The 12,428-nt window shown below is 62.0% G+C and carries 10 protein-coding genes, 1 tRNA gene and 2 pseudogenes; 9 read left to right on the forward strand and 4 right to left on the reverse strand.

Translation table 11 applies throughout. From position 1 onward, the window contains the following. Positions 1-102 (forward strand): annotated as a pseudogene (locus NKJ57_RS14010) (IS481 family transposase); the annotation flags it as partial. Here NKJ57_RS14010 and NKJ57_RS14015 read toward each other — a convergent pair. Both NKJ57_RS14015 and ilvA read right to left on the reverse strand, forming a co-directional pair. Then, positions 97-231 (reverse strand): annotated as a pseudogene (locus NKJ57_RS14015) (DUF1697 domain-containing protein); the annotation flags it as partial. The pseudogenes NKJ57_RS14010 and NKJ57_RS14015 overlap by 6 nt on opposite strands. After that, the gene (gene ilvA, locus NKJ57_RS14020) at positions 228-1,484 is read right to left on the reverse strand and encodes a threonine ammonia-lyase IlvA (RefSeq protein WP_023715803.1); all 1,257 of its coding nucleotides are present in this window, start codon (positions 1,482-1,484) and stop codon (positions 228-230) included. The gene ilvA and the pseudogene NKJ57_RS14015, both read right to left, overlap by 4 nt. Positions 1,485-1,608: 124 nt before the next feature. On the opposite strand from ilvA, the gene NKJ57_RS14025 reads away from it, so the two are divergent. The 3 genes from NKJ57_RS14025 to NKJ57_RS14035 all read left to right on the forward strand — a co-directional run bounded on the left by NKJ57_RS14025 (position 1,609) and on the right by NKJ57_RS14035 (position 5,483). Then, positions 1,609-3,012: an aminopeptidase P family N-terminal domain-containing protein gene (locus NKJ57_RS14025; protein ID WP_031203691.1), complete on the forward strand. Its 1,404-nt coding sequence runs from the start codon at positions 1,609-1,611 to the stop codon at positions 3,010-3,012. Positions 3,013-3,112: 100 nt separating this feature from the next. Next, the gene (locus tag NKJ57_RS14030) at positions 3,113-4,186 is read left to right on the forward strand and encodes an alpha/beta hydrolase (protein WP_023691199.1); all 1,074 of its coding nucleotides are present in this window, start codon (positions 3,113-3,115) and stop codon (positions 4,184-4,186) included. Between the two features lie 133 nt (positions 4,187-4,319). Then, positions 4,320-5,483 (forward strand): alpha/beta hydrolase, encoded by a 1,164-nt coding sequence (locus tag NKJ57_RS14035; RefSeq protein ID WP_031205366.1) that lies wholly within the window; start codon positions 4,320-4,322, stop codon positions 5,481-5,483. 21 nt (positions 5,484-5,504) lie between these two features. Here the strand turns inward: NKJ57_RS14035 and ade are convergent, their stop codons facing one another. Next, complete coding sequence (gene ade / locus NKJ57_RS14040; protein WP_023735347.1) at positions 5,505-7,316, reverse strand: adenine deaminase; 1,812 nt, start codon at positions 7,314-7,316, stop codon at positions 5,505-5,507. Between the two features lie 345 nt (positions 7,317-7,661). On the opposite strand from ade, the gene NKJ57_RS14045 reads away from it, so the two are divergent. The 5 genes from NKJ57_RS14045 (at position 7,662) to NKJ57_RS14065 (ending at position 11,552) form a co-directional block, all read left to right on the forward strand. Then, positions 7,662-8,408 carry an alpha/beta fold hydrolase gene (locus NKJ57_RS14045; RefSeq protein ID WP_155929602.1) on the forward strand — a complete coding sequence of 249 codons (747 nt, stop codon included), beginning with the start codon at positions 7,662-7,664 and terminating at the stop codon, positions 8,406-8,408. A 129-nt stretch (positions 8,409-8,537) separates the two neighbouring features. Further along, the gene (locus NKJ57_RS14050; RefSeq protein WP_023691195.1) at positions 8,538-9,200 is read left to right on the forward strand and encodes an outer membrane protein; all 663 of its coding nucleotides are present in this window, start codon (positions 8,538-8,540) and stop codon (positions 9,198-9,200) included. A 128-nt stretch (positions 9,201-9,328) separates the two neighbouring features. After that, positions 9,329-9,414 (forward strand) — tRNA-Leu (locus NKJ57_RS14055). Between the two features lie 745 nt (positions 9,415-10,159). Continuing rightward, a complete protein-coding gene (locus NKJ57_RS14060) occupies positions 10,160-10,351 on the forward strand; it encodes a hypothetical protein (protein ID WP_352444062.1) in 192 nt (63 codons plus the stop codon). A 952-nt stretch (positions 10,352-11,303) separates the two neighbouring features. Next, entirely contained in the window at positions 11,304-11,552 is a 249-nt protein-coding gene (locus NKJ57_RS14065) for a hypothetical protein (protein ID WP_352511598.1), read from the forward strand. Here the strand turns inward: NKJ57_RS14065 and NKJ57_RS14070 are convergent. Then, positions 11,549-12,412, reverse strand: a complete 864-nt coding sequence (locus tag NKJ57_RS14070) for an ATP-dependent DNA ligase (protein ID WP_023748756.1) — start codon at positions 12,410-12,412, stop codon at positions 11,549-11,551. The two genes, NKJ57_RS14065 and NKJ57_RS14070, sit on opposite strands and share 4 nt — an antisense overlap. Between the last annotated feature and the right edge of the window lie 16 nt (positions 12,413-12,428).

A 12,428-nucleotide genomic window follows, 5' to 3' on the forward strand; every position in this document is an offset into this window, starting at 1 on the left:
AAGGGCCTCACGCCCTTTGAATACATCTGCAAAATCTGGACAAAAGAGCCCGAACGATTCAGGCTCGATCCAACCCATCAAACCTTGGGACTAAACACCTAGCGCCTCGAATAACGCCCGCAACTCCGCCATCTGGACGATGCGGTTGCCGCCGACATTGATGCCGGAAAACAGCGCGACGAAGACCACCCTTCGCTCTTCGAGCTTCGGGTGGCAGGCTGTACCGCTCATATGATGAACCCGGCCAGGGTCTCGTTGTCGGTGATGTCCTGATAGTGGACGCCCTCGGCCTCGAAATTCGCCCTCAGCAAATCGAAGTTTCGCCGGTCTTTGGTTTCGATGCCGATAAGCACAGAGCCGAAATTGCGTGCCGATTTCTTCAGATATTCGAAGCGGGCGATATCATCGTCGGGACCGAGCAGTTCGAGGAAGTCGCGCAGCGCGCCCGGCCGCTGCGGAAAGCGGATGATGAAGTATTTCTTCAGCCCCTCGAAGCGCAGCGCCCGCTCCTTCACGTCGGGCAGCCGCTCGAAATCGAAATTGCCGCCCGACACCACCGCGACGATGGTCTTGCCGCGGATTTCCTTGCGCGAAAAATCCTTCAACGCGTCGATCGCCAAGGCACCGGCCGGCTCCAGCACCACACCTTCGATGTTGAGCATCTCGATCATGGTGGCGCAGAGCCGGTTCTCAGGGATCAGCCGCACCGCCTGAGCGGCGAACTCCTTGAGGTGGCGCAACGGCTCGCGGCCGATCTCGGCCACCGCCGCGCCGTCGACGAAATTGTCGACATTGGCGAGCCGGACGCGCTTGCCGCTGGCGAGGCTCTGATGCAGGCTCGGCGCACCGGCCGGTTCGCAAAAGACGTAGCGCGCGTCACGTTGCTGATCGGCGAAATAGTGCGTCACCCCCGCGGCCAGGCCACCGCCGCCGACCGGCAGCATGATGATGTCGGGCATGCGCGCGCCTGGCATCTGGTCGGCGATCTCATAGGCGACCGTCGCCTGCCCCTCGATAATATCCTTGTGGTCGAAGGGCGGCACCATATGCGCGCCGGAACTTTCGGTGAATTCGAAGGCGGCGCGGTAGCAGTCGTCGAAGAAGTCGCCGACCAGCCTGATCTCGACGAAATCGCCGCCGAACAGCCGCGTCTTGTCGATCTTTTGCTGCGGCGTCGTCACCGGCATGAAGACCACGCCCTTCTTGCCGAAATGGCGGCAGACGAAGGCAAAGCCTTGCGCATGGTTGCCGGCCGAGGCGCAGACAAACAGCTCGGCCTCGTTGCCTGCGGCCAGTGCCTTGCGGAAAAAGTTGAAGGCGCCGCGGATCTTGTAGGAGCGCACCGGCGAAAGATCCTCGCGCTTCAAGAGCACCCGAGCCCCCGTCTTCTTCGACAAATAGTCGTTTTCCTGCAGCGGCGTTTCGGGAAAGATCTCGCGGATCGCGGCTGCGGCGGTGGCGACACGGGAGGAGAAACTGTTCATGGCGCCGTCACCTCTGGATCGAATGGTTCGAAGGCGAAGCCTATTGCACAATTCGCCGTTTGCAGCCACCGATGCGGCGCGGCCGCTTTGGCGCGCCAGCAGGAAATCCATTGGAGCCATCTTCATGCCTGTTTCGGCTGTCGCCCTGAAGACCGTAGACCTTCCTGAATTCGGCGAGCCAACAGTGATGCCGCTAGTTCAGCGGCGGACCTACGAAGCGCGCATCGAGGCTCTGCTGGCGCGCGGCGCCGAGGCCGGGCTCGACGCCTTTGCCGTCTATGGCGACCGCGAGCACGCGGCCAATGTCGCCTATCTCAGTGGTTACGATCCGCGTTTCGAGGAGACGCTGCTGGTCATCGTTCCCGGCAGCCAGCCAAAGCTTCTCGTCGGCAATGAGGGTTGGGGCTATGCCGAAATCTGCGACGGGCCTTACGAGCGCGTCCTTTACCAGACCTTCTCGCTGCCGGCGCAGCCACGCGACCGCTCGGCCTCTCTATCCGACACGCTTGCCGCCTGCGGCCTGAAGGCCGGCCAGAAGATCGGCGCAATCGGCTGGAAGCCGTTCGGCCCCGGCGATGGCGGCTTTGGCGAGACGACGCTCGACCTGCCGTCCTTCATCGCCGATACGCTGCGCACACTGGCCGGCGACAGAGGCGCGGTGGTCAACGCCGCCAACCTGTTGATGAACCCGTCCGACGGCCTACGCGCCATCAACGAGGCAGACCAATTGGCGTCCTTCGAATTCGCCGCGACCTTTTCCTCGCAGGGCCTGCGCAACGTGCTTAGGAATATCGAGCCCGGCATGAGCGAATTGCAGGCCGCGCGGCTGATGGGGATCAACGGCCTGCCCCTGTGCTGCCACCCGATGCTGTCCGCCGGCAGGCGTGCGCCCTACGGCTTGCCTAGCCCGCGCCTCGACATCATCAAGCGCGGCGATCCCGTCACCATGGCCTATGGCATCCAGGGCTCGCTCAACGCCCGCGCCGGCTTCCTGGTCGAGAGCGCGGCCGAACTGCCGCGCGAGATAAGCGACTATGTCGAACAGCTGGTAGCGCCCTATTTCGCCGCCGTCGTCGACTGGTACGAGACCATCGGCATAGGCGTTGCCGGCGGAGCGCTTTGGAAAGCCGTGCATGACCGCATAGGCGACCCGTTCTTCGGCGTCTCGCTCAATCCCGGCCATCTCGTCCATATCGACGAATGGATGCATTCGCCGGTGTTTTCCGGCTCGGACATCAAGCTGCAATCGGGCATGGCGCTGCAGGTCGACATCATTCCGGCGACCGGAACCAGCTATTTCACCACCAACATCGAAGACGGTATCGCGCTTGCCGATGAGTCCCTGCGCGAGGAGATCGCGGCCCGCTATCCCGAGGCATGGCGCCGCATCGAGGCGCGCCGCGCCTTCATGGGCGATGTGCTCGGCATCAGGCTCAAGCCCGAGGTATTGCCCTTCTCCAACATCCCTGCGTTCCTGCCGCCATTCTGGCTTTCGCGCAACAGTGCGATGACCGTGGCTCGACGCTGACCACATTTCGGCTGGACACGACTTACTTCTGCCGCACTCTCACTGTCCGGGAGGTGCCGCGGGGGTATATGGGCCTTTTGGCCGGAGTGGAATTTTTGACGTGCGTTTGAAGACGATTTGCATTCTTGCACTTGCCCTGTTGATCGCCGGCTGCGGCGGCCGCAAAACCGAGGAACTGCTCGGCAGCGCCGTCATGTCCACGCCGGTGACCGAAATCTCGGGCAATCACTCGATCTTCATTGCCACCACACGCAAGAAATCAGACGATCCCAACAAAGTTTTCGACGGCGAACGCTCGGCGACGCTGAACTACGCCCGCGTCACCGTCACCGTTCCCGGCGTCCACCAGACCGGCCAGATCGAGCGCCGCTCGCGCGGCAAGTCGAACGACCCGGCGAAATACTTCATGGCTTCCGAGGTCGTCGGCTACGATGCGCAGCCTCAATTCTCAAGCGCGCTCAACGCCGACATCGCCGCGCGCGGCGGCCGCGTCATGGTCTTCGTGCATGGCTACAACACCGGCTTCGACGACGCGGTCTACCGCCTGACCCAGATCGTCCACGATTCCGGCTATCCCGGCACGCCGGTGCTGTTTTCCTGGGCATCGGGCGCCAGAACCACCGACTATGTCTATGACAAGGAAAGCGCCAGCGCCGCCCGCGATCAGCTGGAGGTGACATTGCGCATGCTGCAGCAGTCCGGCGCGCGGCGCATCGACATCGTCGCCCACTCGCTCGGAACCTGGGTGACCATGGAAACGCTGCGCCAGATGGCCATCACCGGCGACCGCGATCTCGGCGGCAAGCTCGGCGATGTCGTGCTGGCCTCTCCCGACATCGACGTCGACGTCTTCAAGAGCCAGATGCGCCGCTACGGCAAGCCGGACAAGCCGTTCATCCTGCTGCTCTCCGACGACGACCGGGCGCTGCGGCTCTCAGGCCTGATCGCCGGCTCGCGGCCACGCGTCGGCGACTACAAGGATGCCGCCGACCTCGCCGCTTATGGCGTCACCGTGGTCGACCTTTCCAAGGTCAAGGGAGGCGACAGCTTCAACCACACCAAATTCGCCGACAATCCCGAACTGGTGAAGATGATCGGCCAGCGGCTGCGCGAGGATGACGGCTTTGCCAGCGACCAGACGGTGACCGACCGTATCAGCGCGCTCGGACAATAAGGCTGTCGCCTTGCGGCGACCGTCGCTGCGTGAGGTCGCGAATGCCGCTCGGCCCGATCACTTTCAACTGGACCGGGCCGGTCTCTGCCTCTACGACATTGAAATCGGCGCCAATGCGCCAGCGGGAGCCCGCGTGAACGAGCGTTGGAAGACTGTCCTGGTCCTTGCGTTCGCGCTCGCTGCCGCCGGCTGCGTCGGCCCGAACACCCATGACCTGTTGAACGAGACGACGGTTTCGGTGCCTGCCTCCGACATCGCGGCCACCCACGAAATCTTCGTCGCCACCACCCGCAAGCAGGCGACCAAGGACCCACGCCAGGTGTTCGATGGCGATCGCTCGCTGACCACCAGCTACGCCCGCGTCGACGTCACCGTGCCGAAGGTCCACCAGGTCGGCGCCATCGAGCGCGCCAAGGGCTCGGCCAATTCGAACCCGGCCAAGCAATTCACCGCCACCGACGTCGTCCACTATGGCGACGCCTCGCAATTCGCCAAGGCCGTCGGCGCCAACATCACCATGAATGGCGACCGCGCGCTGGTCTTCGTCCACGGCTTCAACAACGGCTTCGACGATGGGGTCTACCGGCTGACGCAGATCGCCCACGACACCGAATATCCGGGTACGCCGATCTTGTTTTCGTGGGCTTCGAGCGGCAAGACCACGGGCTATATCTACGACAAGGACAGCGCCAACGCCGCGCGCGACGACCTCGAGGCGACGCTCAGGATGCTCGCCAAGACACGGGTCAAGAGCATCGACATCATCGCGCATTCGATGGGAACCTGGGTGACGATGGAAGCGCTGCGCCAGCTGGCGATCACCGGCGACCGCGATCTCGACGGCAAGCTCGGCCGTGTCGTCCTGGCATCGCCCGATATCGATGTCGACGTCTTTAAGAAGCAGATGATCCGCTACGGCAAGCCCGACAGGCCGTTCGTCATCCTGCTTTCCGCCGACGACCGTGCTCTGCGATTGTCCAGCCTGATATCCGGCGACAAGCCGCGCGTCGGCGACTACGGCAACGCCGCCGACATCGCCAGCTACGGCGTCGTCGTGGCCGACCTCAGCCAGATCAAGGGCGGCGACCGCCTGAACCACGCCAAATTCGCCGACAACCCGTTCCTGGTGCAATTGCTCGGTGACCGTCTGCGCGCTCCAGCCGGCCTGGCATCGGACGAACCCACGCAGGGCCAGATCGACAATCTCGGCCGAGGCCTCGGCAAGGCAGTCGGATCCGTCGCCGAGATCATCATCACCACGCCATTCAAGGTGCTGACCATCGCCACCGGCGGATGAGAGCCAAGCACCGGGCTGATCTCAGATAAAAAGATCGACCTTCTGGAACGTCGTCACGTCGATCAGGCCGACATCGGAAATCCTGAGCTCCGGAATGACGACCAGCGCCAGCAGCGAGTGCTGCATGTAGGCGTTGTTGAGCGAGCAGCCCATCTTGCGCATTGCTTCGGTCAGTTTCTCGGCCTTGGCCGCCACGATTTCGGCGCGCTCGTCCGACATCAGCCCGGCGATCGGCATTTCGACCAGCGCAAGCTCCTTGCCCTTCGAAAACAGCACCACGCCGCCACCGACCTCGCCCAGCCGGTTGACGGCCAGCGCCATGTCTTCCTTGTTGGTGCCGACGCAGATGATGTGGTGGGCATCATGTGCGACGCTCGACGCCATGGCGCAGTCGCCCATATAGCCGAAGCCGGAGACGAAGGCATTGGTGACGCCTCCGGTGCCGCGGTGGCGCTCGACCAGCGCGATCTGGCAGATGTCGTTGCGGCGGTCCATGGCGACCAGCCCGTCCTCGACCGGCAGGTCGGCCTCCAGCGCCCGCGTCGGCGCCTGGTTTTCGATCACGCCGATGACCCGCACCCGCACCTCGTTGGCGCCCTTGGGCGCCGCAATGTCGAAGTCGCCTGGCTTCAGCTTCTTGCCGAGCTTGACGGTGTTCTTCGCCGATTTGGGGTAATCATAGGCCGGGATGTCGATCTCGAGCTTGCCGCCCTTGGCCAGCCTGATACCGCGGCCATAGACCTCGTCGATGGTCATGGCGGCAAGATCGGAGACGATCAGCAGATCGGCCAGCCGTCCCGGCGCGATCGAGCCGATCTCGCGCTCCAGCTTGAAATGCTGGGCGGTATTCAGCGTCGCCATCTGGATCGCCGTCACCGGCTTCAATCCCTGTTGGATGGCGTGGCGGACCACCCGGTCCATATGGCCTTCATGCACCAGCGTGCCGGAATGGCTGTCGTCGGTGCACAGGATGAAGTTGCGCGGGTCGAGACCGCTCTCGGTCACCGCCTTGATCTGCGAGGCAACATCGTACCAGGCCGAGCCCAGCCGCAGCATTGCCTTCATGCCCTGGCGCACACGGGCGATTGCGTCCTCGGCGCGCGTGCCTTCATGGTCGTCCTCCGGCCCGCCGGCGACATAGCCATGGAACGGCAGGCCGAGATCGCGCGACGCATAGTGGCCGCCGACCGTCTTGCCGGCCTTGATCGTTGCGGCGATCTCGCCCGACATGACCGGATCATTGGCGATGACGCCGGGAAAATTCATGACTTCGCCGAGCCCGATGATGTTTTCCCAGGTCATCGCTTCCGCGACATCGGCGACCGTCAGTTCGGCCCCGGCATGCTCCAGCCCCGGCGCGGACGGCACGCAGGATGGCATCTGGACGTGCACGTTGATCGGCATGGCGACGGCCTCGTCATGCATCAGCCGCACGCCGGGCAGACCCAGCACATTGGCGATCTCGTGCGGATCGATGAACATCGAGGTGGTGCCGTGCGGGATGACGGCGCGGCAGAACTCGGTCACCGTCACCATGCCGCTCTCGACATGCATGTGCGCGTCGCACAGGCCGGGCACGAGATAGCGACCGCCGGCGTCGACCACCTTGGTGCCCTGGCCGATGGCATGGCTGGCATTCGGCCCGCAATAGGCGAAGCGGCCGCCTGATATGGCGATGTCGGTGCCGGCTATGATTTCGCCGGAGTGCACGTTCACCCAGCGGCCGTTGCGAATGACGAGATCGGCAGGCTTGCGCCCCGTCGCGACGTCGACCAGATGCGTCGCCATCTCGGTCCAGGGCTTGGGTTTCGTCGCCGACGGCTGCTTGGCCATGAAAGACTCCTGTTTGCCAGACTGTGCCAAGCCGGCAAGGTTTTGGCCAGCGATCACGGACGAAATCCGCTCGATGATCGGCGGATGCGCTGCACCCGTTCACACCGGCGAGCGTCACGGCGGTCATTCAGTTTGGCTTGTGCCGGCACTTATGCTACTATTCTGCCGACGGTGCTGATTTGCGCCGACGACCCGCCGCGAGGCGGGTTTTTGTTGTGATGAGGCCGAAACCTCCTGAGGTGAAGTCATGACCCGGTTCCTGAAAGCCTCGTCACCCTGTTCCTGATCTCGGCCGGCTTTGCATCCGCCGAGGAACGTTGGCAGACCTTGCCCGAACCGGCGGCCATGCCCAAGCCTGAACAGAGCGGATATGCGCCGGTCAACGGCATTCAGATGTACTACGCCGTTTTCGGCGCCGGTGATCCGATTCTCCTGATCCATGGCGGCCTTGGCCATGGCGACATCTGGGCAAGCCAGGTGGCGACCATGTCCAAGACGCATAAGGTTATTATCGCCGACAGCCGCGGCCATGGCCGCTCTACCCGCACCGAGCAGCCTTACGGCTATGACCTCATGGCGTCGGACTATCTTGCGCTGCTCGACTATCTCAAGATCGACAAGACCGCTCTTGTCGGCTGGAGCGACGGCGGCATTATCGGCATCGACATCGCGCTGCATCATCCGGAGCGGCTGACAAGGCTCTTTGCGCAGGCCGCCAACGTCACCACCGATGGCGTCGATCCGGGTGTGCTGACCAACAAGACCTTTGCCGCCTATATCGACCGCTCGGGACGCGACTACAAGAAACTGTCGAAGACTCCCGACCAGTACGATGCCTTCGTGGCGCAGATCAGCCACATGTGGGAGTCGGAGCCGGCCTGGACCAAGGAACAGCTCGGCAAGATAACCACGCCGACCGCGATCGTTGCCGGCGACCATGACGAGGCGATCAAGCGCGAACACACCGAATACATGGCCTCCGTCATTCCGGGCGCCAAGCTCATCATCCTGCCCAACGCCAGCCATTTCGCCATGCTGCAGGCGCCGGACGAATATAGCAAGGCGGCGCTGGACTTCATCGACGCCAAATAGCGCCTCCCAAGATAGAGCACCCAGCGCAGCAACGGGTGCTTCCGATTGTTGAACAATGGGTTCCGTTTTGCGGCGAATAGGATTACCTTCCGGCAAGGCGCCTTCTGAACCGCCTTTTCGGAGAACTCGATGCGGTGTCTGACGATTGCCAGTGCCGGATTTCTGATCGCTCTGGCCGCGCCGGCATTCGCCGCCGACCCGATGGCGGTGCCGATGACCGAACCAGGCTTCGACTGGACCGGCTACTATGCCGGCCTGCAGGCCGGCTACGGCTGGGGCCAGTCCGACATATCAGTGACGGAAGGCGCGCCGTTTTCCATCTCGCCCGACATTGACGGCGGTTTCGTCGGCGGCCATGTCGCCGGCCTGTGGCAGTTCGATCAGGCGGTGCTCGGCGCCGAGGCGGAGCTCAATTATTCCGCCGTCGACGGTACGGCGGTATCAGGCCTTGGAAGCACATTCCGCACGGACATCAAGTGGTTCGGATCTGTAAACGCCAAAGCGGGCTTCGCCATGGACCGCGTGCTGGTCTATGGCGTCGGCGGCGTCGCCTTTGCCGGCATCGAAACGTCGCAAGTCGCGGGCGCGTCGTTCGCCGGCACACGCACGAATGTCGGCTGGACCTTGGGCGCCGGGGTCGACTATGCGCTGACCGACAAATTCATCGTCGGCGCGCAATATCGCTATTACGATTTCGGCTCCGAGCACTATGACGTGGCGGAACCCTTCAACGATCGGGATCAGGATGTGAAACTGAACGCGGTCGGTATCAATCTCAGCTACAAATTCTGAGCGTTCTCGGCGACTGAGATTTTCGCGACAACCAACTGTTTTGCCATCACGAACCACCTTTCATGAGTCCGACACTCGGCAAAAGATGGCTTGACGGGTTTTCGCTGGCGTCTGAAAAGGGCTGGCCTGCGGACGTGGCGGAATTGGTAGACGCAAGGGACTTAAAATCCCTCGATCTCTGATCGTACGGGTTCGATTCCCGTCGTCCGCACCATTTGAAATGCTTAGGATTTGTTCTGTAAGAACTCACTGGCTACCATAGAAAAGGCTGACGCGGGTAGCAACTGAAGAGGTTTAACACTCTTGCTGGAATGCCTGCTGCAACACTCCTGTCGGTAGCGACCGACCGCGCGGCCAGGTCAAGCACTCCCTTGGGAGCCGGCTGGGGCCGCAGCGGCCTTAACCCGGTGGGCATGCTCCGTCGCGATTTTAAGAAGAGTTGCGGCCGTTTCCTGTGGCGTCCAACCTTGCGCTTCTGACGCAGTCACCAAGGCCGCAAACGCGGCTTCTAATGCGACTTCACAGTTCACCCCACGGTCTGGGCTATCCTCTGGCAATATCGGGGGTTCGACGGATTGGGACATGGTGACTTCTTTCAAAGGGGAAAACCCGCCGCCCCAGCCTTTTGCCACTTGAAAATTTCAGCAAAGGATCATTCCAGCTATCAGCAGCGTGATTAGAACTGACAACGGCACGGCCAGAAGACCGACCAACTCAACATTTCTTGTGTTTTGTCGCTTGTCCATCTTCGTCGCCCGCATGTCGTTGGCTTTGGCATCTTGCCGTCAACGTGCAGCTGTTGGAACCAACCACAAGTGCCGCTGATCGGAGATTCAGTCGGTGCTGCATATTAGCAACACATTGTGGAACGATCGGGCGGCATCAGCCAATTGCTTTTGAATGCGCTTGCACTTGCTTCGTACGATTCCGTACAGTTTCCCCCATAGGGGAGGCGGCCGATGGACCATGACGAGGAAGGCTACAGCATTGACGCCTTCGATTTCGATGTGGTGTGCGAGACCTTCAGGAGATCCGTTCGGGAGTTGAACCTGGCTGAAGAGCATTGGGTAGACCACGCGAAGGCGCTGCTACGGGAATTCACCGACAGCGCACCTGATGACGACATGATTAGCCGGATCATCGGGCGCTAGTGGCCTATACAGCGGTAGTTGGTTAGAATCGTACCCCGGTCCTGCCACGGAAACCTTTTCCAAGGTTGCCGCGTCATAGAGGCATCACAGAAGCTCCTGGAACAGATTGCCCAGCGCGGAGGGCCCTATAACGAAAAAGCTCGCCACCGTGAGGCAGCGGGCAGTTTTGGGAGAAACAGAAATGGGAACAATGGACCCCCGAATTGCCAACGGGCCATCGCCAATGCCGTCAGAGAGCCCTGCCTGGACGTGTGGCGTCCTGTCCGGCCCTCGCCATTGATTTCGTCGGCAAGCTTGTCTTTGGCCTCGTGATAGGTCTTGAAGTTGGCATCGGGATGGCAATCGCCGGCTGCCAAGGAGGCCGGCCGCTGGCCGACCCATCAGTTAGGCGTCCGTAGCCAGAGCGTTATAAAGCAGCAAACACGCCAGGATAGGAACGGCGCTGCCTAGCAGCTGGTCTGCCGTGAGGCCGGAAAAATAGACAAGATGAAACGTCACCATCGCTCTACCAATCACGGTTCGGAACACTGCCGAATTAACCGTTAGCCGACGCTAATGTTCCGCTCTGGACTCACTACCGCTTTGGAAGAATCCTGCCGCAGCGATCAGCGCCCCGCCCGACCTTGATCTCAACGTCGGTGCCACAAGGCTTTCCTTCGTTCGCATGGTTCGCAGAGATTAGCACGATCGCATACTCTCATCTCATCCGGCGTCGTCTCCCTCACAAAGCAGCGCCGGTAAGGCTCGGCGACCTTCTTGTTTGTCCCGTGTGCCAAAGGAGGTCGCCGGGCCTGCCGTTGCTCATCTTTGCTGGTGGTTGCTCCTGATGGCTGCGCGTGGCGCCGTCGCCCTACTGCTACCTGCGGGGTAAGGCCGGCGAGCCCTCTTGTCAGGCAGTCCGGCATGTAGGATTATAGTCCTCGTTGCGGCGACCCCCCAATGGAGAGCGCCAATGGCCAGAACCAAACCTTCGGAACAACTTTCCCGGGCTGAAATCGAGCGCTTCCTGGCGGCAGCCGAAGCGCTGCACAAGAGCATCGTCGGGCCGCTCCTGGCGTACCACGGCGAGCACTACCAAGCTCTACGTAAGGTCCATGGACCCCTGTTGAAGTCGATCGAGACCATCACCGGCCAGAAGGCGAAGTTCGTCCAGTGGAACGGGACAGGACCGGCACAGCCCCGGGACAAGCCTCCGGGCTAAGTCTCCTCCCGGAAATCCAGCAGCTTGGCATGGCGAAGCTTCTCCTCGCCCTTTAGGAACCGCACGCGGCCGACCAGGCCCGGCTTTAGCCATTCGGCCTTGTCACTCTTGAGCCCTTTCGGCGCCGGCCCGCCAATCTTGCCTTGCACGCGGTCCCATAGGCGCTGGCGCTTGTCCGCCTTGAAGGTGACGAAGGCGCCGCCGGCATAGTGGCCTTTGTCGGCCATCAGCACCATGGCAGGCTTGCCGGCCTCGCGCTGCACGCCGACGATGTCCATCTCCTTTTCGGCATAGCACTTGATCTTGCGCCAGTTCGTCGTCGGACCCGACCGATACTTGCTGCCCTTCCGCTTTGAAACGATACCTTCAAGCCCAGCCTGGTCGACCAGATGAAAGACGGCGTCGCCAGTGCCCGGCATCGCTTCGCTGAACTGGATTCGGCCGCCGTCCGGGATCAACGCCCGGAGGATCTCGCGACGGTCTTCCACCGGCGTGTCCCGCAAGTCATGCCCGTTCAGATGCAAGAGGTCGAATGCTGGCAGATACAGATCGCGCGACGGCTTGCGGCTGGTCGCGGCTGATTGATGCGCATGGAAGTCGGATAGGCCAGCCTCATTGATCGTAATGGTCTCGCCGTCGATGATGAAGTCTTTCGCCTCGATCGCTTCCGCCTCACCGGCAAGTTGGATGTAGCGGCCCGTCCAATCATAACCGTTCTTGGTGATCAGCCGAATCCCGTCATCATCCTTGATGACCTGGGTGCGGTAGCCATCGAATTTGATCTCATGGATCCAATCATCGCCCATCGGCGGCGTGTCGACCAGTTCGGGTTCCATGGGCTTGATGAATTTCAGACGCATGCACTGACTCGCAGAA

The organism is Mesorhizobium sp. M0077 (genome assembly GCF_040322955.1).
Lineage (GTDB): Bacteria > Pseudomonadota > Alphaproteobacteria > Rhizobiales > Rhizobiaceae > Mesorhizobium.